At 38.7% G+C, this 22,922-nt stretch carries 19 protein-coding genes; 10 read left to right on the top strand and 9 right to left on the bottom strand.

Going from position 1 to position 22,922, the window contains the following annotated elements:
• Nucleotides 1–95: 95 nt before the first annotated feature.
• The 6 genes from R2Q94_RS20430 to R2Q94_RS20405 all read right to left on the bottom strand — a co-directional run bounded on the left by R2Q94_RS20430 (nt 96) and on the right by R2Q94_RS20405 (nt 7,501).
• On the bottom strand, nt 96–1,646 hold the full coding sequence (locus R2Q94_RS20430) for a helicase HerA-like domain-containing protein (RefSeq protein WP_316823344.1): 1,551 nt from the start codon (nt 1,644–1,646) through the stop codon (nt 96–98).
• A 130-nt stretch (nt 1,647–1,776) separates the two neighbouring features.
• Nucleotides 1,777–2,889 (bottom strand): M42 family metallopeptidase, encoded by a 1,113-nt coding sequence (locus tag R2Q94_RS20425; protein ID WP_316823343.1) that lies wholly within the window; start codon nt 2,887–2,889, stop codon nt 1,777–1,779.
• Between the two features lie 80 nt (nt 2,890–2,969).
• Complete coding sequence (locus R2Q94_RS20420) at nt 2,970–3,389, bottom strand: GNAT family N-acetyltransferase (RefSeq protein WP_316823342.1); 420 nt, start codon at nt 3,387–3,389, stop codon at nt 2,970–2,972.
• 6 nt (nt 3,390–3,395) lie between these two features.
• On the bottom strand, nt 3,396–4,559 hold the full coding sequence (locus R2Q94_RS20415; protein WP_316823341.1) for an MFS transporter: 1,164 nt from the start codon (nt 4,557–4,559) through the stop codon (nt 3,396–3,398).
• 3 nt (nt 4,560–4,562) lie between these two features.
• Nucleotides 4,563–6,104 (bottom strand): acyl-CoA carboxylase subunit beta, encoded by a 1,542-nt coding sequence (locus R2Q94_RS20410; protein ID WP_316823340.1) that lies wholly within the window; start codon nt 6,102–6,104, stop codon nt 4,563–4,565.
• 158 nt (nt 6,105–6,262) lie between these two features.
• Nucleotides 6,263–7,501 carry a porin gene (locus tag R2Q94_RS20405; protein ID WP_316823339.1) on the bottom strand — a complete coding sequence of 413 codons (1,239 nt, stop codon included), beginning with the start codon at nt 7,499–7,501 and terminating at the stop codon, nt 6,263–6,265.
• Between the two features lie 198 nt (nt 7,502–7,699).
• Between R2Q94_RS20405 and R2Q94_RS20400 the strand changes: the two genes are divergently transcribed.
• The 3 genes from R2Q94_RS20400 (at nt 7,700) to can (ending at nt 10,411) form a co-directional block, all read left to right on the top strand.
• Complete coding sequence (locus tag R2Q94_RS20400) at nt 7,700–8,041, top strand: hypothetical protein (RefSeq protein WP_316823338.1); 342 nt, start codon at nt 7,700–7,702, stop codon at nt 8,039–8,041.
• A 79-nt stretch (nt 8,042–8,120) separates the two neighbouring features.
• Nucleotides 8,121–9,725 carry a SulP family inorganic anion transporter gene (locus R2Q94_RS20395; RefSeq protein ID WP_316823337.1) on the top strand — a complete coding sequence of 535 codons (1,605 nt, stop codon included), beginning with the start codon at nt 8,121–8,123 and terminating at the stop codon, nt 9,723–9,725.
• Between the two features lie 5 nt (nt 9,726–9,730).
• Nucleotides 9,731–10,411 carry a carbonate dehydratase gene (gene can / locus R2Q94_RS20390; protein WP_316823336.1) on the top strand — a complete coding sequence of 227 codons (681 nt, stop codon included), beginning with the start codon at nt 9,731–9,733 and terminating at the stop codon, nt 10,409–10,411.
• Between the two features lie 117 nt (nt 10,412–10,528).
• Here can and pruA read toward each other — a convergent pair whose 3' ends face one another.
• Nucleotides 10,529–12,163 (bottom strand): L-glutamate gamma-semialdehyde dehydrogenase, encoded by a 1,635-nt coding sequence (gene pruA / locus R2Q94_RS20385; RefSeq protein ID WP_316823335.1) that lies wholly within the window; start codon nt 12,161–12,163, stop codon nt 10,529–10,531.
• A gap of 112 nt (nt 12,164–12,275) precedes the next feature.
• Between pruA and lpxK the strand changes: the two genes are divergently transcribed.
• From lpxK to R2Q94_RS20370, 3 genes are read left to right on the top strand one after another with little or no spacing between them, the layout of a single operon-like run.
• Nucleotides 12,276–13,337 carry a tetraacyldisaccharide 4'-kinase gene (lpxK, locus tag R2Q94_RS20380; protein ID WP_316823334.1) on the top strand — a complete coding sequence of 354 codons (1,062 nt, stop codon included), beginning with the start codon at nt 12,276–12,278 and terminating at the stop codon, nt 13,335–13,337.
• On the top strand, nt 13,309–14,124 hold the full coding sequence (locus tag R2Q94_RS20375) for a purine-nucleoside phosphorylase (RefSeq protein WP_316823333.1): 816 nt from the start codon (nt 13,309–13,311) through the stop codon (nt 14,122–14,124). The genes lpxK and R2Q94_RS20375 overlap by 29 nt, the downstream gene beginning before the upstream one ends.
• Entirely contained in the window at nt 14,124–16,166 is a 2,043-nt protein-coding gene (locus R2Q94_RS20370) for a putative porin (protein WP_316823332.1), read from the top strand. The genes R2Q94_RS20375 and R2Q94_RS20370 overlap by 1 nt, the downstream gene beginning before the upstream one ends.
• A gap of 43 nt (nt 16,167–16,209) precedes the next feature.
• Here the strand turns inward: R2Q94_RS20370 and R2Q94_RS20365 are convergent, their stop codons facing one another.
• Nucleotides 16,210–17,472 (bottom strand): asparagine synthetase B, encoded by a 1,263-nt coding sequence (locus tag R2Q94_RS20365; protein WP_316823331.1) that lies wholly within the window; start codon nt 17,470–17,472, stop codon nt 16,210–16,212.
• Nucleotides 17,473–17,638: 166 nt separating this feature from the next.
• Here R2Q94_RS20365 and R2Q94_RS20360 point away from each other — a divergent pair, with 166 nt between their 5' ends.
• Both R2Q94_RS20360 and R2Q94_RS20355 read left to right on the top strand, forming a co-directional pair.
• Nucleotides 17,639–18,100 (top strand): peptidylprolyl isomerase, encoded by a 462-nt coding sequence (locus R2Q94_RS20360; protein WP_316823330.1) that lies wholly within the window; start codon nt 17,639–17,641, stop codon nt 18,098–18,100.
• Nucleotides 18,101–18,126: 26 nt separating this feature from the next.
• Nucleotides 18,127–18,666, top strand: a complete 540-nt coding sequence (locus tag R2Q94_RS20355) for a DUF5606 domain-containing protein (protein WP_316823329.1) — start codon at nt 18,127–18,129, stop codon at nt 18,664–18,666.
• A gap of 312 nt (nt 18,667–18,978) precedes the next feature.
• On the opposite strand, the gene rlmH is transcribed toward R2Q94_RS20355, so the two are convergent.
• Nucleotides 18,979–19,452 (bottom strand): 23S rRNA (pseudouridine(1915)-N(3))-methyltransferase RlmH, encoded by a 474-nt coding sequence (rlmH, locus tag R2Q94_RS20350; protein WP_316823328.1) that lies wholly within the window; start codon nt 19,450–19,452, stop codon nt 18,979–18,981.
• Between the two features lie 133 nt (nt 19,453–19,585).
• Here rlmH and R2Q94_RS20345 point away from each other — a divergent pair, with 133 nt between their 5' ends.
• Nucleotides 19,586–21,400: a MutS-related protein gene (locus tag R2Q94_RS20345; protein ID WP_316823327.1), complete on the top strand. Its 1,815-nt coding sequence runs from the start codon at nt 19,586–19,588 to the stop codon at nt 21,398–21,400.
• Between the two features lie 144 nt (nt 21,401–21,544).
• The gene (locus R2Q94_RS20340) at nt 21,545–22,882 is read left to right on the top strand and encodes a GH1 family beta-glucosidase (RefSeq protein ID WP_316823326.1); all 1,338 of its coding nucleotides are present in this window, start codon (nt 21,545–21,547) and stop codon (nt 22,880–22,882) included.
• Nucleotides 22,883–22,922: the final 40 nt, after the last annotated feature.

Genomic DNA, 22,922 nt, shown 5'->3' with positions numbered 1-22,922 from the left:
AAAATAATTAATATGTTTCTATTCAAGGTAAAATAATGGGTGTTTTTTGCATTTTAAGCATTAATATCCCGAATTATAGGTAGAATTCTATGGAATTAGAATCCAAAGATTCCTTTACCCCCTATATTTCGTGTTTTTTTGCCGGTTAACATTCCGAACAGCCCCCTAACAATTTCCTTGCCAATTTGCCGCGTGATGGTTGCACCCATTACTTGTTCTATGAGACTTTTTTCTTGTTTTTTAGTGCCCGTCGGGGTATTTTCAGCTGTTGTCGAATCAGTACTCAGCTGTTTATTGATTCGTTCAGTTAGGATTTCATAAGCGCTTTCCGGATCAATACTGGTTCCATACTTTTTATTCATTACACTGGATTGGACTAATACTTTATAATTCTCAATATTTAATGGCCCCATAATGGCTTTTGGAGGAGTAAGCATAGTAGCAGTTACTTCAGTTGGAATTCCTTTTTCATTTAATACGGTAATGAGTGCCTGTCCTGTACCTAGAGAGGTTAGTATTTTATCAATTTTATAAAAGTTAGAAGTGGGGTAGGTGTTTACGGTTTTCTTTAAGGCATCTGCATCATTAGGTGTAAATACGCGCAATGCATGCTGAATTCGGTTTCCTAATTGGGAAAGGACGCTTTCAGGAATATCACTTGGAGATTGCGTGCAAAAGAAGACGCCTACGCCTTTAGATCTAATGAGTCTGATGATGGTTTCAATCTGTTCTAAAAAGACTTTGGAAGAGTCTTTAAATAGTAAATGAGCCTCATCAATAAAGAATACTAATTTCGGTTGATCTAGATCACCTACTTCAGGAAGGGTATAAAATAATTCGGCTAGTAAACTGAGTAGGAAAGTGGAATATAATTTTGGCTGATTTTGTACATCTGAGATGTTTAAAAGAGAAATTGTTCCTTTTCCACCTGTTCTGACCAGGAGGTCCTCAATTTCAAAGGATGGTTCTCCAAACATTGCATTAAGACCTTGTTGTTCTATGGTGATGATCTTTCTCAGAATAGTTCCGGTCGTGGCTGAGGAGATACTGCCATAATCTGCCTTTATTTCATCTTTTCCGGGACCATCTGATAGATAGGAGATCAGTTTTTTAAAATCCTTCAGGTCAATAAGTGGTAGTTTGTGATCATCCGCATATTTAAAAATCACTGATAAGACCCCGGTTTGGGTATCATTTAGTTCCAAAATTTTTGCGAGTAATGTAGGACCAAATTCCAGGATGGTAGCCCTCATCTGTGCACCTAATTTCCCAGAAAGTGAATAAGGTTCTATGGGGTAGCCGGTTGGAACGAAAGGTTTATTTAGCATTTTTGCTCTTTCCTCGACTTTTGGATTGCTTTCTCCGGCTTGATATAATCCAGAAAGATCTCCTTTTACATCCAACATAAAAACAGGAACACCCGCATCAGAAAGTTGCTCTGCCAGGAGTTGTAAGGTCCTGGTTTTTCCGGTACCAGTGGCACCAGCAACAAGACCATGTCGGTTCATCATGTGTAAATAGAGATTTACTTCCGCATCTGCCAGCACCTCACCATCTAGGATGCCAGCTCCCAAATAAATAAAGGAACCTTTAGGGGGATATGCTGCTTTAACTTTTTCTATAAAACTTTGCGTTTGATCAGTCATGGATAGAAAATTATAGGGTTTTGAGCTAGATATGCCCATCTTACTTTTCTAAAAATAGGAAATTAAATTAAAACAAAAGGGTGTCTGTTTCAGCAGACACCCTTTTAAATTCGTTCAGAAGAATTTGAATTTATTTGGAATATTTAAAATCGTGATCTTTTTCGATGTTCAATAAAGAGTGGTAAATCAAGCTGATGACATTATCTACGTCTTCTTTATGAATCATTTCTACTGTAGTGTGCATATAACGTAGTGGCAGAGAGATTAAAGCAGATGGAACACCACCATTAGAATATGCAAATGCATCCGTATCTGTACCAGTAGACCTAGAAGAAGCCTGACGTTGGAATGGAATGTTATTTTTCTCAGCAGTTTTGATCAATAATTTATTCAAGTTGGTTTGTACCGCAGGAGCGTATGAAACTACCGGTCCCCTACCACAAGCTAAATCACCCTGTGTAATTTTATTGATCATTGGTGTGCTGGTATCATGTGTAACGTCAGTAACAATGGCTACATGAGGTTTAATTCTGTCAGCAATCATTTCCGCACCACGTAAGCCAATTTCTTCTTGCACTGAATTCACAATATATAAAGCGAAAGGAAGTTTTTGTTTGTTCTCTTTTAATAAGCGAGCAACTTCCGCAATCATAAATCCGCCAGCTCTGTTGTCTAGAGCCCTTCCCACATAGTAACGATCATTTAACACCATGAATTCGTCTTCGTAAGTGATCACACAACCTACATGGATACCCAAGACTTCAACTTCATCTTTAGAAGTACATCCGCAATCAAGGAAGATGTTTTTTAATGCCGGAGCTTCTTCTTTTTCGCCACTTCTCGTATGAATCGCAGGCCATCCGAATACTGCTTTAACCATTCCTTTATCAGTATGGATATTTACTCTTTTTGATGGAGCAATCTGGTGGTCAGATCCACCATTACGAATAACGTAGATTAAACCTTCAGGAGTAATGTAATTTACAAACCAGGAAATTTCATCAGCATGTGCTTCAATTACTACTCTGTATTCTGCTTGGGGATTAATTACACCAACCGCAGTACCATAGTTATCGATAAAACTCTCATCAATATAAGGCTTTAGATAGTCTAACCATAACTTCTGACCAGGATATTCAAAACCTGTTGGAGATGGATTATTGATATATTCTTCAAAAAATTGGAGTGACTTTTTAGTAACTACAGAAACGTGTTTCTGTTTATCGTCTTTCTTTTTTGTCATTTGATGTTTCTTTAAAACGTATATTAAGCGGTATAGTGCTTTAGCCGAACAAATATATAAACTAGGGGCTAAGCAACAAGTTAATTGTTGAGTTGTAACTGCATGATGACAAATTCTAAGCCGGTTTTGTTAAATCGTTCTTGAGTTTCTGCAAATCCAAATTTCGAATAAAATGGGATTGCAGTACTGCGGGCATTACACCATAGTATCGTAGCACCCAAAACACTAACAAAACTAATGAGATGCTGTAATAGCAAACTGCCGTAGCCCTTTCCCTGAAATTCAGGAACTGTAGCAAACTTTCTAAATTGATAAATCCTGGCTTCATTAAAGAGTGAAACCACAGAAACCAGCTGATCATCCGCAAATAAACCAAAATGTAATCCATTCTGATCATTTTCCAGTTTTACAGTATCATAAGGTTGATTGGGATACATAGCGGTATGTCTGATTCGCCAGGTCAGATCCGGTCTGATTTGCTCGATATGAATTTCTTTCATGAGGGCTTAGCGTTCAAATTTATTGTTGTAAAACTTATAAATGGAAATGTTAAGCAGGATGATGGCAAAGGATCCAAAGCAGAATAAAGGCCATTGTCCACTATCCCAAAGCCATAATCCTAGTGCAGATCCTACGGCAGCCCCTACAAAACTTACCGACATAAATACTGTATTAAGACGGTTTCGTGCTTCCGGTATTAAAGCATAGATTCTGGTTTGATTGGTGACATGAATGGCCTGTTGGCCAATATCGATTAAAATAATTCCGATGATAAATAAGTAAAGCTGACCACCAGTATAGTAAAATGCTGCAATGCTCAGGGCCTGTAAAATTAGTCCGATTAATATGTTTTTACGTGGATTACTGCCAGTACTCAATTTACCTACCAATGGAGCGGCCAGGGCGCCAGCCGCGCCGGCAATTCCGAATAAGCCAATTTGTAGGGTTTGGAAGTTAAAGGGTGGGTTGGCGAGAAAAAGGACCATTGTAGTCCAGAATGCACTGAGGACACCAAAGGCCAAAAAATTGATCATTGCAGCCTCTCTCAATATAGGCTCTGTTTTGATATAGTGCCACATTGAAGCCATTAATTCAGTATAAGTTCCTTTAAAAGAAGGTCGGCTTAAGGGAAAACGTTTTGCCATGAGTATCATCAATAAAGTACATATGCCAGCGGCGATAAAATACATGGTTCTCCATCCCCATAAAAAGGCGATACTCCCACTGATTGATCTGGAAGCAAGAATTCCTATCAGCAAACCACTGGTAATGATACCTATGGTTTCTCCACGTTTTTCATCGGAGCTCAGGTTAGCAGCCATGGGTAAGATCAATTGTGGTACGACAGAGCTAGCACCGATCAATACACTAGCGATTTGGAGCAGTAAAAAACTGTGAGAAATGGCCGCGAGGAATAAGGATGCGACAGCCATTCCTGTGATGATTAAGATCTGTTTTCTGCGCTCAAACATGTCACCAAGTGGGACTACTAAAAATAATCCTAGTGCGTAACCTGCCTGTGTAAGGTAAGTGACCATGCCAGCATGGCTCTCCGAAACCTTAAATTCCTGGGCGATCAAGATCACCAGCGGCTGACAATAATAAATGTTTGCTACAATAAGCCCGGTACAAAAGGCCATGAGCATTACATCTGTGCGACTCAGTTTCATGACTTATAAAGGAATATTTCCGTGTTTTCTACGTGGAGCATTGACCACTTTATTTTCCAGCATTTTAAATGCTTTGATTAATTTAATTCTCGTTTGCGCAGGTTCGATTACCTCATCCACAAAACCACGTTCTGCAGCCCGATAAGGATTGGCAAAAGTCTCAGAATATAGCTTTTCTTTTTCCAGCCATTTTTCTTCAGGGTTTTCTGCAGTAGCAATTTCTTTCTTGAAAATGATCTCTGCAGCTCCTTTAGCTCCCATTACTGCGATCTCGGCAGTAGGCCATGCATAGTTCATATCTGCACCAATATGTTTGGAGTTCATGACATCGTAAGCACCGCCGTAGGCCTTTCTGGTAATCACAGTTATACGGGGTACGGTAGCTTCACTAAATGCATATAACAATTTTGCACCGTTATTAATTATGCCATTCCATTCCTGATCGGTGCCTGGAAGGAAACCCGGTACATCTTCAAATACCAGTAGAGGAATGTTGAAACAATCGCAAAAACGAACAAAGCGTGCTGCCTTAGTCGAAGCATGATTGTCTAATACACCAGCAAGATAAGCAGGTTGATTGGCAACAATACCAATACTTCTTCCAGCCAGACGGGCAAAACCAACCACTATATTTTCTGCATATTCTCTATGGACTTCTAAAAAGCTGCTGGAATCTGCCACTTCTTCTATGACAGACCTGACATCATAAGGTTGATTTGCGTTGACAGGCATCAGGGTATTTAAAGAAACACGCTCCTCATTTGTCGCTTCATAAGGAAGGGAAGCAGGTATCTCTTCACAATTCTGAGGCATATAACTCAGTAATCTTTTTACGTGATTAATGGCATCGAGCTCATTTGCACAAGCAAAATGTGTGACACCAGATTTGGTAGCATGGGTGCTGGCACCGCCTAGTTCTTCAGAAGTCACCAACTCATGTGTGACCGTTTTTACCACATTTGGTCCGGTTACAAACATGTAAGAGGTATTTTCGACCATTAAAATGAAATCAGTAATTGCAGGGGAGTAAACAGCTCCACCAGCACATGGGCCCATGATCGCAGATAGCTGGGGGATTACTCCCGAAGCTTGTACGTTTCTGTAAAAAATATCCGCATATCCGCCAAGAGAAACGACACCTTCCTGAATTCTTGCCCCGCCACTATCATTTAATCCAATAACAGGAGCACCATTTTTCAGGGCCATATCCATGATTTTGCAAATCTTCTCAGCATGGGTTTCTGAAAGTGAGCCACCAAAAACAGTAAAATCCTGTGAAAATACATAAACCAGGCGACCATTGATATTTCCATAACCTGTTACCACACCATCTCCCAGATATATTTCCTTTTCCATTCCAAAATCTGTACTTCTATGGGTGACCATCATACCGATTTCTTCAAAAGAGTTTTCATCCATTAAGAAATGAATTCTTTCTCTTGCAGTAAGTTTACCTTTTTTATGCTGGCTTTCTATTCTTGCTGCACCACCACCTTTATGGGCCTGTTTAACTTTATCCTGAAGTAAATCTATTTTGGTTTTCATTAGAATATTTTTGGTTATCGTATGGTTGATTGTCTTTTGATTTGCCCTAAAACGCAGAATCTCAGTTGTATGTAGATTTTAAGGTCATCATTTAACTGAGATTGGTTTCTGCTATAATGATTTTGTAAAATAGCAATATTAATTAAAAAAGAATCTAATTACCAACGATACTGTAATCTGGCGGTAAATACGTCATCTTTAAGGTCTTTGGTGTAAAGGGGCAATTGTGTATCATCATTAACTACATGTTCATTATATAAGGTTAATTTTAAGCGTCCATTCATCATATAAGTAAGGCCATAACCCAAGGTACTAAACTTAATATCTCCAGATGTGGTATTGGTATTTGGAGCGCCAATTTCTCTTTCTGACACATGGATATTGGGGTCATAAACATCATAAGCAAGCAAAGCGTTGAATTTAGATTTTCCGATCCGTTGCGTTAACCAGAAATAATAACCATTGAAATCACGAAGGTAAAGGTCTGTAGTTGGCTGAGCAGAGAAACTCATACTGGCGGCAGGGCCTGTAATCTTATCAGAACCAGCAACACCAGGTTGTTTTCCTGCTACATATTCAGCTTTAAATGAGGTGGTACCAAAAGAATTGTCGTATTGCAATTGGAGATTTGCACCATAATAATCCCGGTTGGCATAGTCATTCACATGACTTGGTTTGGTATCCTTGATATAACCATTGCCATTTCTGACAAAAAATGTTTCTGTGTCACTACGCACATAACCTTTGTAGTAGGAAGCACCAAAGCCTAAATGTAATTTTTTATTCGAAAGACTGTCAAATTTGAAACCTAAGTTTGCTACAATGTCTTTTTTCGAATCATAATCCCTGGCGGTTAAACCTGCACCATTAATCACTGCAATATCCGCAGTTAAGAAACTTAATGGTTTGTAGTCAGGCTTAAAAGTGATCATGGCACCAAGGTCACGCTCTCTAGGCATCAATGTTTGGAAAACTCTTGCACGTTCCGGGAAGTCTCTGTATCCTGAAGAATAAACGATAGAGTGACCAAATGGCCGGTTAAATAAACCTGCAGTGAAAAGTAATTCTTTGGTTTTTTCCTGGTGAAACTGAATAAAAGCATCCATTAATTGTACGCCGTTTTGGGTAGCGTCAATCTGAAACACAATACTAGAGTATTTATCGGCGCGATCGATTTTCAAACGACCCCTTCGGATCATAAATCTGGAGTCAGAATTTTTTGTAAAATCTCCTCCGGAAAAAGAACTGATTCCAGCAGATTCCGCCCATTGGAACTGTGTTTGAAGATACCCTGTGATGTTTATTTCGTGTGGGGCATAGGAAGAGGGGGCGTTATTGCTTTGTGCCAGGACCATGAAAGGAACAAGCATGAAAATGAATAATATTAATTTTCTCATGAATAAAATTAGAGGATTTTAAGCAGGCTAAATTACGGTTAATGCTTCGTTTTTCGATGGAACCCCCAGTTTTTTAAATTTAATCTCTTGTTTTTGAGCGGAATACGAACTAAATTACATTTTTTTTACATGACAATTTGTTAGTTCGCCTTTTTTGGAGCTATTTTTGAAAAGTTAACCATGAATTAAATTATCAGAATGTCACTACGGAAATACCGTCTTTTAATCATCTTTACTTTTCTAGGCATTTTTTGTGTCAAGATGATGATTTCTGGTGCGCCCGTATTTTTTAGTGATATCCAAAAGGAAAGCATTCAGCTCGTGATCATGCAGATCGAAGTTGAGCATAGCGCCGACGGAGATAGTGGTAAAGCCAAAGTAAACTTATTAGATTATAAAATGATTGATAACCATTATACAATGGATTTCAATGCTGTTTTGAGTCATTTTGGCATTAGTAACAGTTATATCGATCATTTTAAGAGGCATGTTGATCCTTTCCATCCCTCTGTACCGACGCCTCCTCCCAACCATTGCTAATTTATTCGCATAGTTAATCCGTTATAGGGATAGCTGTGCAATTTTTTAAATTAGTTTACAAGAATTAAAACATTGTTTTATGCAAAATGGAAGCTCAATCTTTTCAAGATTGGAAGTGAAGAAGTATATCTTAAAAAATAACTTAAAGCGTGATTTGCCATCCAGTATCGTCGTGTTTTTGGTGGCTTTACCTTTATGTTTAGGGATAGCCCTGGCCTCAGGGGCACCGTTATTTGCCGGTTTGGTAACCGGTATCGTGGGCGGTATTGTAGTTGCAACTATCAGTGGTTCGCAATTGAGTGTAAGTGGTCCGGCAGCAGGACTGACAGCAATTGTGCTTGGCGCAATTAGCCAACTAGGTGCTTATCAGACCTTCTTACTGGCCGTAGTACTGGCTGGAGTCATGCAGATGATCCTTGGATTATTAAAAGGCGGAATGATTGGAAACTATTTCCCATCCAGTGTAATTGAAGGAATGTTAGCAGCGATTGGGGTAACCTTAATCTTGAAACAACTTCCTCATGCTTTAGGGGTAGATTCAGACTTTTTTGGTGATCAGAGCTTTTTTCAGGGAGACGATCAAAATACTTTTTCTGCTATTGGGAATGCTTTTAGTCATTTTACATTAGCTGCAATTGTGATTAGCGGATTGTCTATTGCAGTATTATTGATCTGGCCAAAGTTGAAAAAAGTAAATGTAATTCCGGCACCACTTGTGGTAGTAGTTCTGGGGATTATATTAAGTATTGCTTTCCAGGGAACTGGGTATGCATTGAATGCAGGTCAAATGGTAGAAATTCCGGTAGTTAACGGATGGTCTGAATTGACAGGTTTACTAACGATGCCAGATTTTTCCGCGATTTCCGATAGTAAAGTATGGGTGGTTGCTGCAACAATAGCAGTAGTAGCAAGTTTGGAAACTTTATTAAGTATTGAAGCTGTCGATAAAATTGACCCGGTTAAGAGAGTTTCTCCAACTAATAGGGAATTAATAGCACAAGGTGCCGGCAATATGGCCAGCGGTATGTTGGGAGGTTTACCTTTAACTTCCGTAATTGTAAGGAGTTCTGCAAATGTGAATGCAGGTGGAAGAACAAAAATGTCTGCGATTTTTCATGGAGTATGGTTACTTTTGTCCTTCTTATTTATACCGGGTGTCATCAATATGATTCCTTTAGCCTGTTTGGCAGCGATCTTATTGGTAACTGGTTATAAATTAACACGTATTGCTTTATTCCAACATATGTACCATAAAGGCTGGGACCAGTTTGTACCGTTTGTAGTCACGATTATAGCCGTGTTATTAACCGACCTGTTAAAAGGTGTGGCTGTAGGGATGCTATTCTCTATTTTCTACTTGCTACGTACGAATATGCGTAACCCATTCTTTTACAAGATTCAGGAAGAAGGGAACAAGAAAAATCTTCGCATTAAATTGGCTGAAGAAGTTTCATTTTTAAACAAAGCCGCCATTCAGGTGATGCTGAACAATATCCCCAAAGAAACAAATGTCATTATCGATGGAACGAACTCCAGGTATATTGATCCCGATGTATTGGAAACGATTTTCAATTTTAAGCACAATGCTTATACAAAAGGAACGATAGTGGTATTAGAGAACATTAAAAAACAATATACTGTGCCAAAACTGGACAGTAAAATTATAGAAGAAATTAACAATTAATTATTATGTGCGCAAAATTAGAACAACAAGATAGAAATCAAATTACATACGAAGGTTTATTACAAGGGAACAAAGACTGGGTGGCAGCCACTTTATCAGAAGACCCTAAATTTTTCGAACGTTTATCAGCAGGACAAAAACCACCAATTTTATGGATCGGTTGTTCAGATAGTCGTGTTCCTGCGAACCAGATTACCAATACCAATCCTGGTGATATCTTTGTACACCGTAACATTGCGAATGTGGTGGTGCATACTGACATGAATATGTTAAGTGTACTGGATTATGCGGTTAACGTTTTAGAAGTAGAACACGTAATCGTTTGTGGTCATTATGGTTGTGGCGGTGTAGATGCTGCAATGGGTAATAAACAATATGGAATTATCGATAATTGGTTGAGAAACATTAAAGATACTTACAGATTGCATTACCATGAACTGGATATGATCACTGACAAAAAGAAGAGAAGTGAAAGATTAGTGGAGCTGAATGTCATTGAAGGTGTTTTTAACCTGACCAAAACCTCTATTGTTCAAAATAGGTGGGCTAATGGTAAGAAGCTAAGCTTACATGGCTGGGCATATAGTCTGGAGAACGGATTTATTTCAGATCTGGGAGTTACTTGTGAGAACAATAGTACTTTGAATTCCGTTTTTAGAATGGATGGAATTGATAAAGCCAAATAATTAAAGATGAGATAAAAGGTTGTGTTGAGCAACCATCTTTAAGTAAAAAGCGGAGGCCCTGAATGGAACCTCCGCTTTTTTATTTCAGGAATGTTAACCACCTCCTTATTACGAGTATTAGTCGTTAGACAAGAATGGGTAACGGAAATCTTTAGGTGGATCAAAAGTTTCTTTGATCGTACGTGGAGAAACCCAACGTAAAAGATTGATCATTGAACCTGCTTTATCATTGGTTCCTGAGCCTCTGGCACCGCCAAATGGCTGCTGACCAACAACTGCACCTGTACATTTATCATTAATGTAGAAGTTACCAGCCGCATTTCTCAAACGATGCGTTGCTTTTTCAATTGCATAACGATCCTGTGCAATCACTGCACCTGTTAAGGCATAAATTGAAGTACTGTCAACGATGTCTAAAATTTCGTCGAATTTATCATCATCATAAACAAATAATGTCAATACCGGACCAAACAGTTCTTCGCACATGGTCACATATTTAGGATCCTGAACTACCAATACCGTTGGCTCAATGAAGTAACCTTTAGATTTGTCATAGTTACCGCCAGCAATAATTTCTACACTGCTATCTTTTTTAGCCTCATCAATGTATTTCGCCAGTTTGTCGAAAGAATTTCCGTCGATTACCGCATTGATAAAGTTACCGAAATCTTCAGTTCCACCCATTTTGAATTCAGCAAGATCACGTAGCATATATTCTTTTACTTTAGGCCAAATGCTCTTAGCTACGTATACACGCGAAGCCGCAGAACATTTTTGTCCCTGGTATTCGAAAGCACCACGGATGATTGCTGTGCTAGAAGATTCCGCTTCTGCCGAACCATGAACAAGGATAAAATCTTTACCACCTGTTTCTCCAACAATACGTGGATAAGTTTTGAATTTATGAATGTTATTTCCAATGGTTTTCCAGATGTCCTGGAATACGCCAGTTGATCCAGTAAAGTGGATACCAGCAAAATCCGGGTGGTTAAAGATCACTTCACCTGCTTCCGGACCTGAAACATATACGAGGTTAATTACACCATCTGGTAATCCAGCTTCTTTGAAAATCTGCATCAATACATTTGCAGAATAAATCTGTGTATTTGCAGGTTTCCAAACAATCACGTTCCCCATCATAGCAGCTGAAGCAGGTAAGTTACCTGCAATTGCCGTAAAGTTGAAAGGTGTTAAGGCAAATACAAAACCTTCTAATGGGCGTTGCTCTACTCTATTCCATGATCCTTTAGGTGAAACCGGAGGTTGTTGTTTATAGATCTCCGACATGTAACTTACGTTAAAACGAAGGAAGTCGATCAGCTCACAAGCCGAATCAATCTCTGCTTGATAAGCATTTTTTGATTGACCCAACATCGTTGCTGCGTTTAATTTATAGCGGTATGGACCAGCGATAAGATCAGCAGCTTTCAGGAAGATCGCTGCACGGTGTTCCCATGCTAAATTTTCCCATTTTGATTTTGCTGCCAAAGCAGCATCAATAGCCTGACTTACATGTTCCTTTGTTCCTTTGCTGTAATCAGCAAGAATGTGCTGATGGTCGTGTGGAGGAGTCGCAGTTCCTTTATTTTCAGTATGGACTTCCTTTCCGTTAATGTACATCGGGATGTCAATTTTTTTAGAGCGGGCTTCGGTAATTGCGGCCTTCAAAAGTTCACGTTCTTTACTTCCTGGCGCATAACCTAAAATAGGCTCGTTAACCGGAGTGGGTACGTTAAAAAATCCTTTAAGCATGATATAAAATATTGTTTGTACAAAGATAGCCTTTTATTTTGTTGCCCGGTAACCCTCAATATGTATAAACTTCATGCTTTACGCGCTATAATTCTTATTTTTGAAGCGCAGTATGATAAAATACCTACGCTATCTGTTATTTCCTTTTTCCATCCTATATGGCATTGTAGTTTTTGTGAGAAACAAGCTCTATGATATAGGCCTGTTTAAAGCCACAGGCTTTGATATTCCAATCATTTGTGTGGGAAATCTAGTGGTTGGCGGATCAGGAAAAAGTCCTGTGACCGAATATCTGGTACGTCTCTTTCCAGACCGGAAAATCGCCATTTTAAGCAGGGGTTATGGTCGCAAGACGAAAGGCTTTATTCTGGCAAATGATCAGGCTACAGCCGAAACCATCGGAGATGAACCTATGCAATTCTATCGGAAATTTCCCCAGGTTACGGTGGCTGTTTGTGAGGATCGGGTATTAGGCGCCAGACAATTGGAGAAAGACCATGACCTGATTATTCTGGACGACGCTTATCAACATCGTGCCATTCGCGCAGGTTTCTATATCTTACTATTTGAATTTGAAAAATTATTGAATTTTCAATTTCTTTTGCCGGCAGGGAACCTGAGGGAAAGCTTCTCTGGATATAAAAGAGCTCAATCCATTCTGATTACTAAATCTCCGGAAGTTGTAAATCCGAAAGATGCGGAAAAATGTTTGCGTAAATTTGAAGATAAATGGCAAAAGGAAGCCTTGTTTTCTTCGCTGTCCTATCAGGAACTGGTTCCCTTAATTTCAGGAGAAAATCGTTTATGCGAGTCTATTACTAAAAATACAAATGTGTTTTTATTGACCGGAATTGCCAATCCAAAGCCGCTATTACAGTATTTAGGACAATTTACCTCTCATATCCTCCACCATGATTATCCAGACCATTATCGCTTTTCAGTGCAGGATGTGGATAAACTATTAAATGATTTTAGAAATGACCCCGCTGCGGAAAAGATCATCATCACAACAGAAAAGGATGCGCAACGTTTATTAGATGATACTTTAAAAGAATTACTGTTAAATTTACCAATCTTTTATTTGCCTGTAAAAATTGGGTTAAGCGCAAAAGATAAAATTATATTTGATCAAAAAATTATAGCTTATGTTTCAAGTCATACACGAAACCGTTGAATATCTAAAACGTAAAACGAATGATTTCCAGCCAGAAATCGGTATCGTTTTAGGTACTGGCCTTGGTGGATTGGTGGGGGAGATAGAAGTATCACATCAATTGATGTATTCCAATATCCCTAATTTCCCAATCTCTACATTGGAATTCCATTCTGGTAAACTGATCTTTGGTACCTTGAACGGAAAAAAAGTGGTGGCTATGCAGGGAAGATTGCATTACTATGAAGGATATAGTATGCAACAGATTACTTTTCCTATACGCGTGATGAAAGCTTTGGGAATTGCTCATCTTTTCGTCTCCAATGCTGCAGGATCTTTAAATCCTGATTTCAAAAAAGGTGATCTGATGATTATTAATGACCACATCAATCTACAACCTGAAAGTCCATTGCGTGGAAGAAATGATGCAGATATGGGACCACGCTTCCCGGATATGAGTCAGCCGTATCAAAGGTCCTTAATTAAAACCGCGCTACAGATTGCAACAGATCATGGGATTGTATGTCATCAGGGTGTATATGTTGCAGTGACCGGCCCAAACCTGGAAACTAAAGCAGAATATAAATATTTAAGAATTATAGGTGGTGATGCAGTTGGAATGAGCACGGTTCCAGAGGTCATTGTGGCAAAGCACATGAGCATTCCGGTTTTTGCCATTTCTGTATTAACGGATGAGGGATTTCCAGAAGAACTACAAGCGGTAAGCCTGGAAGAAATCATCGAAACTGCAAGAATTGCAGAACCAAAAATGACAAAAATACTGAGTCAATTAATCTCAACTTTATAATGTATAAAAGCATTGCCTTATTTGTTTTTTGCTTTTTCCTTATGGGGACTGGGCAGTTGTTTGCCCAGGACCTAAAGACGAAGGTAAATGATAATAAATTACTTGATTCCTTAAGGAAGAAAGAAGAATCAGGGCTGGATTCTGTGATTTTTACTTCCCGGTTCATTAGGTATACTACTTTGAAATTGACAAAAGATAGTATTCAAACCTTACCACTAGACACCACGCTTGCCGGCTTTCAAAATTTTAGTATGATTGCCCAGCCTAGAAGACCAACTGTAGGTACAGGAAACTTGGGCCTGGCTGCAATGCCTATGTTGTTTGAACCTTCAAAAACCATTGGATTTGATGCAGGCTTTCATTCCCTGGATTTTTATGCCATTGGTCAGGACGATATCAAATATTATCAGGCCAGAACACCATATACTAATCTTTACTTTATTTCTGCAGGGGAGACTGAAGCGATCTTCAAAGTAACCCATTCTCAGAATATCAAAAGAAACTGGAACATAGGAGCGAATTACAATAGAATTGGTGCCAATGGTTATTACCCAAGACAAAGAGGAGATCATTTAAATGCGGATATTTTTAGCTGGTATCAAAGTCCGAATAAGCGATACAATCTATGGGTAGCCGCAATCTTTAACACCCTGAAAGCACGTGAAAACGGATCTATTTACAATGATAACATTTACGGAAAGAATAACAATTCTTTTGGTTTAGACCATTTATCTGAAGGAGTGCGTTTGACAGACGCCGGACATATTTATCGCTCAAATTCATTCATGATCAAACAAACCTATTTTGTTGGAAGAATCGATAGTCTGGCTCAGGAAATTTCAGATAAAATTCTACCGACGAATAAAATAGCTTATACTTTTAAATACAATACCAACGCTTATACTTTTCACAAAACTTCTTTGGATGATCATACCGCTATTCCTCCAGGGATAGCAGATCTTTCGTTTACCTACGACAGTACCCGCTACATGAATGTGCAAAATGAGTTTATGTACAGTTTTTTCCTTCGTGGAAAAGGCAATTCCATCATCAAGAATGAGCTGAAGTTGGATGCAGGAATTAGACACGACTTCTATAAATATCATCAGGGCGTATATTATCCTGACAAAATAGCAACCTATTATAATTACAACTCCACTTTTCAAAATATTACATTACTGGGCTCTGCAGGTTACAGATTTAGTAACCGAATCGATTTGAATCTGGATCTTCAGCAAATCTTTCAGGGAAGAAATATTGGAGATTTTCTTTATGAAGCAAAAAGTAATGTCCTTTTGAGTAGATCAGTTGGACGGATTGTTTTGGGAGGATATTTCCAGAATAAATCTCCTGAAGAAATTTATAACCGCTATTTCGGAAACCATTACAATTGGAAAAAGGATTTTAATCGTACTAAAACCATCAATCTGTCCTTTAAATACCTTAATGAAAAACTCAATTTTGAGGCTGGTGCAGAGTATTTTAGGATCAGCGATTATCTTTACTTTACTGCGGCTAATCCAAAACAGCTACCACTCGATAGTACTTTCTATGCGGAACTGGCAAACAATATTGAACCAGCACAACTGAACGCAGTAAATCTCCTGAAGATTACAGTAGGTAAAAAACTGAAGTTCGGTAAATTTAATCTGGACAGTTACTTAGTTTACCAAAAAACAGATGAGCCAAATATTTTGAGGACGCCAGAATTGTATGCCTTTGCGAGTTTCTTTTTTGACCACACCTTCTTCAAGGCCTTGAAAACAAACGTTGGATTCGATATTCGATACAATACCGCTTATAAAAATTATTCATATTCGGCGCCGGCTGGACAATTTTATGTTGGACAACCCACCGTTTTCGAATCCACACCAATCGTGGATGTCTGGCTGAAAGCCAGCCTGAGAAAAGCAAATGTGTTTGTGAAAACAGATTATGCCAATCAAGGTTTATTCTCAAAAGGATACTATTCGGTAAATCGTTATCCAATGATGGATCGTGTTCTTGTTAAATTTGGTGTAAGCTGGAGTTTCTACGACTAACTGGGATGTTTTCCTCAGCAATCAATCTCATGCTAGCAACTCTTTAAGTTTTCTGCGGCTTTTTCTTTGCCGCAGGAAACAATACATTATTCAGAATCAGTCGGTAACCTGCTGAATTTGGATGGAGGTTCAGATCTGTAGGCGGGTCACCTACTGCATGTTGATAATCCTCAGGATCGTGCCCCCCGTAAAAGGTAAACTGTCCTTTGCCAATTTCCCCGTTCAAATACCTCACTTCTTCCGCACCTTTATTTTCTCCCAAAACAGTAATGTTTGGCTTCACCAACGATTTCCGGAAAGCAGTGGTCTGCCCCATAAATCCTTTGATCACCTTTTCATGATTTTGTGTCAGCATAGTAGGTACAAGATCCCATTTTGCGGAAAAGTCAAACAGCGTGAAAAAATCATTGCTCTGGATTAAAGTTCTGGTCTGAGTGGCATCAATATCCGAAAATTCGTAATTATTAGGATTGTTATCCAGTTTAAAATCTTTAAACGCAAAAGTCTTATTGTAGTCTATTTTAGATTGTGCCTGTGGATCTGCGCTATCCCCGTCAAACATACTTTCACAAATGTCTACACCTTCAGCACTCAGTGCAATGTCGTAACTATCCGTTGCCGAGCACATGGCGAATAAAAATCCACCTCCGGCACAAAATTCCTTTATTCTTTTAGCCACTGCAAGTTTCATCTCTGAAACTTTAGCAAACCCATTTCGTTTAGCTGCAGCCTCCTGGATTTTAACATCTTCCCGATACCATCCTGCATTCCGGAAGGCACTCCAGAAACGCCCATATTGCCCGGTAAAATCCTCATGATGTAAATGTAGCCAGTCGTAACCAACAAGTTTATCTTTTAATACCTCATCGTCATAAACTACATCATACGGAATCTCCGCATACCTAAGTACCATCGTTACCGCATCATCCCAGGGGAGCTTACTTTTTGGAGAGTAAACCGCAATTTTTGGTGATTTCTCTAATTTTACCATCTCCATATTTACCTCAGGATCACTGATCTCATTGAGGATAGCTGTCACCTTTCCATCGGCAAGAATCTGATAGGAAACCCCACGGGTTTTACACTCATCCTCGATATTTTTATGATATTGTAAGAGAAAACTGCCACCCCGATAATTCAGTAACCAACTTACTTCTGCTTTTTGCTGGATACTCCAATAAGCAATCCCATAAGCTTTAAGGTGATTCTTTTGGTCCTCATCCATATAAACTAGAATAGAAGAAGCCTTTAAGCCGAGGCTAAAAAACAGGAAACACAATAGCAGATATACTTTTTTTAGTGACATACTTTTTTCAGGGTATATGCGAATGTAATTTTTTTGAACCTATAATAAAATTATTGTACTGAATAAACGTTTATAGACGATAATCAGTATCACTGGCTTTTTTACCAGTAATTAGTATTCAGGAGTCATTTCAATTTACTAAATTTGGCATTTACAAAAAATTATCATGAGCAAAGCAATAATAAAAACAGATAAAGGTAACATGACTGTTCAGTTTTATGATCAGGATGCACCTAATACCGTTGCTAACTTTAAGAAATTAGCTTCAGAAGGATTCTATGATGGCGTTACTTTTCACAGGGTAATTCCTAATTTCGTAATTCAAGGCGGATGTCCAAACTCTAAAGATGCTTCTAAAGCACATTTAGCTGGTACAGGTGGTCCGGGTTACAAAATTGATTGTGAGTTAACGGGCGAAAATCAATACCATGATCGTGGTGTGTTGTCTATGGCACATGCTGGTAGAAATACTGGTGGTTCACAGTTCTTTGTTTGTCACAGCAGAGACAATACTGCACATTTAGACAGAGTACATACTTGTTTCGGAAAAGTAATAGAAAATGTTGATATTGTTGACGATATCAAACAAGGAGATAAGATTATAGGGATAGAAGTAATTGAAGACTAGTTCTTACTTCTCAAAAAAAAAATATTATGAATTTAAGAGGAATCGTTGCAGTATCTGGAAGACCAGGTCTATTTAAGCTGGTAGGACAAAATAAAGGCGGATACGTTTTAGAAAGTCTGGATGCTCAAAAAGTGAAAATTGTAGCTAACATTACTACAACTAAACTTGCGTCATTAGAAGATATTACCGTATACGGCGAAGATGACGATTTGAAGTTATTAGATGTTTTTGCAAATATTGCTGCTGCTAAAGGAAATGTTCCGGATGCAAAAGCTGATGCAAAAGAACTGAAAGCTTTCTTTTTAGAAGTAGCTCCAGGTCACGACCAGGAGAAAGTTTATACTTCTGATATGAAGAAAATAGTTTCCTGGTTTCATTTGCTAAAGGAGCTTCCACTTTTCAGTGAAGCGGCTCCGGAAGCAGTAGTAGAGCAGGAAGGTGTTAAAATTGAAGATAAAGCAGAGAAAAAGCTAAAAGCAAGTCCAAAGCCATCTAATACAAAAGCACCAAGCAAAGCTACTCAACCAGCTAAAAAGGTGAGTATGACAAGCAAAAAAGGCGTTTAGTCTTTATACTGAACGAAATAGGTTATACGAAAGCCGGATCTTTAACAGATCCGGCTTTTATTTTTTTTGTTTACCTGGAAAAGATGTCCCCATTTCCTTCAGCTCTGAACATCCTATTTCATCACTATAGGTAAAACCAAATCAAAAGAAATGCGACTATCGAAATGATAATGGCAATAATATAGTTTAGGCGGTCTTTCCTCGGGTTGCTTTTAAATTTGTATTTTCTTTTAAAATCACTAGGCAATTGCATATTAACTCCTTTTTTATAAATGATGATGAATAGGTCGATTTTCCATAATCCGGATAAACTTACTCATGGTGATAGGGTTCGCCCTTTAAAATGCTAAAAGCACGATACAATTGCTCTACAAAGAACAAACGAACCATCTGATGTGAGAATGTCATATCGGATAATGACATGCTGCCATTAGCTCTCTGGTACACACTCTCGTCAAAACCATAAGGACCTCCTATGATGAAGATCAGGTGTTGTACACTACCAATCATCTGTTTATTCAAATAATTAGAAAATTGAATAGAAGTATACTTTTTTCCTTTCTCATCCATCAGGATTACAGTATCCAGATTACTCAACTGTTTCAGAATTAGTTCTGCTTCTTTACTCTTTTGTTGTGCTTCGGTCAGGTTTTTTGTGTTTTTAATTTCCGGAATTACGACCATATTGAAGCCAATATAATGCTTTAACCGTTTCAAATATTTCTCAATCCCCTCAATCAGGTATTTGTCTTCGGTTTTTCCTACAACCAATAATGTGATTTTCATTCGCTTAACCTAATTTTTCATCATAAATCCAATAGCTCCAGATTTCGAATGCCGGCTATCAAAAATTGATGTCATTGTGAATGTTCTATGTTCTAATCCCTATATTTATCCGATTAGAGAACATCCAAAGATAATGGTAAAAACAAAAGATAGTATTTTAAAGGACTACCAAAATAACATTGCAATTCAGGAAACACGGATTTCCGGACTTAAAAAGAAACTTAATAACATCTCGTTTTCGCGATTAGGGCTATTCCTCGTAGAGATTCTAATCATTGCTGCCATCATCAATATAGGTTTTAACCCAGTGTTAACAGCTTTACTATTTGTTCCACTTGTTTTATTTATGCTGTTGGTAAAAAAGCAAAGTGTAGTTCAGGAAGAGTTGACTTATGCGGGACAGTTGCTATTGGTTTTTCAGAATGAAGCCAATCTAATAGGAGCTGGAAAGAATGGCTATGACAACGGAGAACATTATCAGGATGAACAACATCCCTACGCTTCAGACCTGGATATTTATGGTTCCGGTTCTTTATATGCCTTTACCAATCGTTGTAAAACGGAAAGAGGAATGGACCTGCTGGCAGAAAATTTGGGTAGACCAAATGAGATGGATACTATTTTGGCACGCCAGGAAGCGATAAAAGAATTGGCAGGTCATATCGATCAGAGTTTTCATTTTCGGGCAGAACTTCAAAATCATCAGGTCGAAATGCTGCGGGTTATTGAAAGGAAGCTGCTGCATGATTTACCAGAGCAATTACAATTTACCAATAAAACCTGGTTGAAATTTTATGTAAAAATAGTTCCCTATTTGTCTATGGTGATGTTGAGCATTGCCATTATTTTTGGCGGGGCGATGTGGGAAATCTTCGCCTTATATGCAGTTTTCCATGCAGGACTAACCTTCTTAAATTTGAAGCATATCAATCAGGTCTATTATGGTTTTACAGGCGGTGCTAGCTTGTTGACTTCATTCTCTGGAACGATAAAGTGGACAGAAGATGTAAACTGGAATAGTGCCTACATTAAAGCTCTCTTTACTGAAAAGGAAGATGGACTACCTGTAAGTGCCCAGATTAAACAATTGGCGAAAATCATTCAGGCTTTTGATGCACGTTTAAATGTAATCCTCGGTTCCATTTTAAACTTATTCTTTTTATGGGATTTGAAATGCTGTATGTACCTGAGCAAATGGCATAGTCAATATTCAGCTCCAGTACTGGACGGATTAGTGCGGATCAGTAAATTTGAAGAATTGATTTCCCATGCTACACTAGCTTACAATCAACCCGATTGGTCCTATCCGGTCTTAGTAAAAAACTTCCAGCTGGAAGCGATAGCACTCGGGCATCCACTGATCCCTGAAAGCACGCGTGTGCTAAACGATTTCCAGTTAAAGGAAATACCTACCGTAGATATTGTAACAGGCTCTAACATGGCGGGAAAAAGTACTTTTCTTAGAACAGTAGGGATCAATATGGTGCTGGCCTTTGCGGGTGGACCGGTTTGTGCCAGTAAAATGTCGGTTTCTATTTTTCATCTGCTCTCCTATATGCGGATTAAAGACTCTTTAAATGATCAGACCTCAACCTTTAAAGCCGAATTGAACAGGTTAAAAATGATACTTGATGCCATCAGCACTTCTTCTAATTCCCTGGTATTGATTGATGAGATGCTAAGAGGGACGAATAGCCGTGATAAATACCTGGGCTCAAAAGTTTTCATTGAAAAGCTAATTGAACAAAAAACACCTGCATTATTTGCTACCCACGATTTACAACTGTCGGAAATGGTGGAAGATTATCAGGAAGAAGTTAGGAATTATCATTTTGACATCCAGATCAATAGAGGAGAAATGAACTTCGATTATAAATTGAAACATGGTCCTTGTACTACTTTTAATGCGGCTTTACTATTAAAGGAGATAGGCTTAACGTTAAATTAATAGCTTATCCTCATATTCGCCTTAATTGAAATCGAGATTCCTATTTAACAGCTAAGCGTAACCAGTTTGGGAAACAGGACTTTTAAAAAATAGGAATCTCAGTTTAAAAACTGATTTGAATTACGGATCTGTAAAAGGAAAACTATGATTAAAGCGTCAGATTTTGGAACCGATTTTTCCTGGGGAGTAGCTGCAGCTGCGGCTCAGATAGAAGGAGCAGCAGAGGGGTACGGAAAAGGCCCCTCAATCTGGGATACTTTTGCCAATCGCTCGGGAAAGATAAAAAAAGGACATACTCCTGCCATTGCCTGTGATTTTTACCATTCTTATAAGTCAGATATTGCGCTGATTAAGCTCCTGGGATTTTCGATCTTCCGGTTTTCCATTTCCTGGCCAAGAATCCTGCCTGATGGGGAAGGAATTATCAATGAAGAAGGTATTCGTTTCTACCATGAGGTAATAGATGAATGTTTAAGACAAGGAATCATCCCCTATATTACCTTATACCATTGGGATCTGCCAGAAGCGCTGGAAGCCGAGGGCGGCTGGACCGCCTTTGGAATCAATAGCGCCTTTAATGCTTTCGTCTCTATCTGTGCTAAAACTTATGGCGACAAAGTAAAGAACTGGATTGTGCTCAATGAGCCCTTTGGCTTTACCTCCCTGGGATATATGCTGGGTATCCATGCGCCTGGAAAAACCGGCTTAACGAATTTCTTTTCTGCAGTTCACCATGCCGCCATTGCACAAGCAGACGGAGGCCGGATATTAAGAGCAGAGGTCAGTAATGCAAATATTGGAACCAGTTTTTCCTGCTGTGAAGTTCTCCCTTACAGCCAAAGCGAATCTGATATACAGGCGGCTCAACGTGTGGATTGTTTAATGAACCGTCTTTTTATTGAGCCAACTTTAGGGATGGGTTATCCAGGTACCGATTGGGAAGTGATGGAGAAATTTTCTATCCAACACTCTACCTGGCGCCATACCGAGCGACTGAGTTTTGATTTCGACTTTATCGGTATTCAGAATTACTTTCCACTTACCATTAAATACAATGCCTTTATTCCAGTGATACAGGCCTGGGAAATGAAAGCAAAAAGCCGTAAAGTACCTTATACTGCAATGGGTTGGGAAATTAGTGGAAACGGATTTTATAATATCATCAAACAGTTCGCCGCATATCCTAAGATTAAAAACCTGATGATTACAGAAAACGGTGCTGCCTTTGCCGATAAAGTAGTAGATGGGGCAGTTCATGATCAGGAAAGGATTGCTTACTTTCAGGAATACCTGACTGCTTTATTAAAAGCTAAAAATGAAGGTCTAAATATTACCGGATATATGGTCTGGACACTCATGGATAACTTTGAATGGGCAGAAGGTTTTAATGCAAGGTTTGGCTTGATTCATAACGACTTTAAGACACAAAAGCGAACGATCAAAGATTCTGGCTATTGGTGGCAGCAGTTTTTACAGTCTTAAGCCACATAAAAAAATGGGCTGGTCATTTCAAATGACCAGC

Source organism: Pedobacter gandavensis (assembly GCF_032678465.1).
In the GTDB taxonomy this organism is placed as follows: domain Bacteria; phylum Bacteroidota; class Bacteroidia; order Sphingobacteriales; family Sphingobacteriaceae; genus Pedobacter; species Pedobacter gandavensis_B.
This window is presented reverse-complemented; position numbering and strand designations above follow the sequence as displayed.

Coding starts and splice junctions, on each gene's coding strand:
- R2Q94_RS20430 (WP_316823344.1), bottom strand. CDS start 1,646: ATGACTGATCAAACGCAAAGTTTTATAGAAAAAGTTAAAGCAGCATAT.
- R2Q94_RS20425 (WP_316823343.1), bottom strand. CDS start 2,889: ATGACAAAAAAGAAAGACGATAAACAGAAACACGTTTCTGTAGTTACT.
- R2Q94_RS20420 (WP_316823342.1), bottom strand. CDS start 3,389: ATGAAAGAAATTCATATCGAGCAAATCAGACCGGATCTGACCTGGCGA.
- R2Q94_RS20415 (WP_316823341.1), bottom strand. CDS start 4,559: ATGAAACTGAGTCGCACAGATGTAATGCTCATGGCCTTTTGTACCGGG.
- R2Q94_RS20410 (WP_316823340.1), bottom strand. CDS start 6,104: ATGAAAACCAAAATAGATTTACTTCAGGATAAAGTTAAACAGGCCCAT.
- R2Q94_RS20405 (WP_316823339.1), bottom strand. CDS start 7,501: ATGAGAAAATTAATATTATTCATTTTCATGCTTGTTCCTTTCATGGTC.
- R2Q94_RS20400 (WP_316823338.1), top strand. CDS start 7,700: ATGTCACTACGGAAATACCGTCTTTTAATCATCTTTACTTTTCTAGGC.
- R2Q94_RS20395 (WP_316823337.1), top strand. CDS start 8,121: ATGCAAAATGGAAGCTCAATCTTTTCAAGATTGGAAGTGAAGAAGTAT.
- can (WP_316823336.1), top strand. CDS start 9,731: ATGTGCGCAAAATTAGAACAACAAGATAGAAATCAAATTACATACGAA.
- pruA (WP_316823335.1), bottom strand. CDS start 12,163: ATGCTTAAAGGATTTTTTAACGTACCCACTCCGGTTAACGAGCCTATT.
- lpxK (WP_316823334.1), top strand. CDS start 12,276: ATGATAAAATACCTACGCTATCTGTTATTTCCTTTTTCCATCCTATAT.
- R2Q94_RS20375 (WP_316823333.1), top strand. CDS start 13,309: ATGTTTCAAGTCATACACGAAACCGTTGAATATCTAAAACGTAAAACG.
- R2Q94_RS20370 (WP_316823332.1), top strand. CDS start 14,124: ATGTATAAAAGCATTGCCTTATTTGTTTTTTGCTTTTTCCTTATGGGG.
- R2Q94_RS20365 (WP_316823331.1), bottom strand. CDS start 17,472: ATGTCACTAAAAAAAGTATATCTGCTATTGTGTTTCCTGTTTTTTAGC.
- R2Q94_RS20360 (WP_316823330.1), top strand. CDS start 17,639: ATGAGCAAAGCAATAATAAAAACAGATAAAGGTAACATGACTGTTCAG.
- R2Q94_RS20355 (WP_316823329.1), top strand. CDS start 18,127: ATGAATTTAAGAGGAATCGTTGCAGTATCTGGAAGACCAGGTCTATTT.
- rlmH (WP_316823328.1), bottom strand. CDS start 19,452: ATGAAAATCACATTATTGGTTGTAGGAAAAACCGAAGACAAATACCTG.
- R2Q94_RS20345 (WP_316823327.1), top strand. CDS start 19,586: ATGGTAAAAACAAAAGATAGTATTTTAAAGGACTACCAAAATAACATT.
- R2Q94_RS20340 (WP_316823326.1), top strand. CDS start 21,545: ATGATTAAAGCGTCAGATTTTGGAACCGATTTTTCCTGGGGAGTAGCT.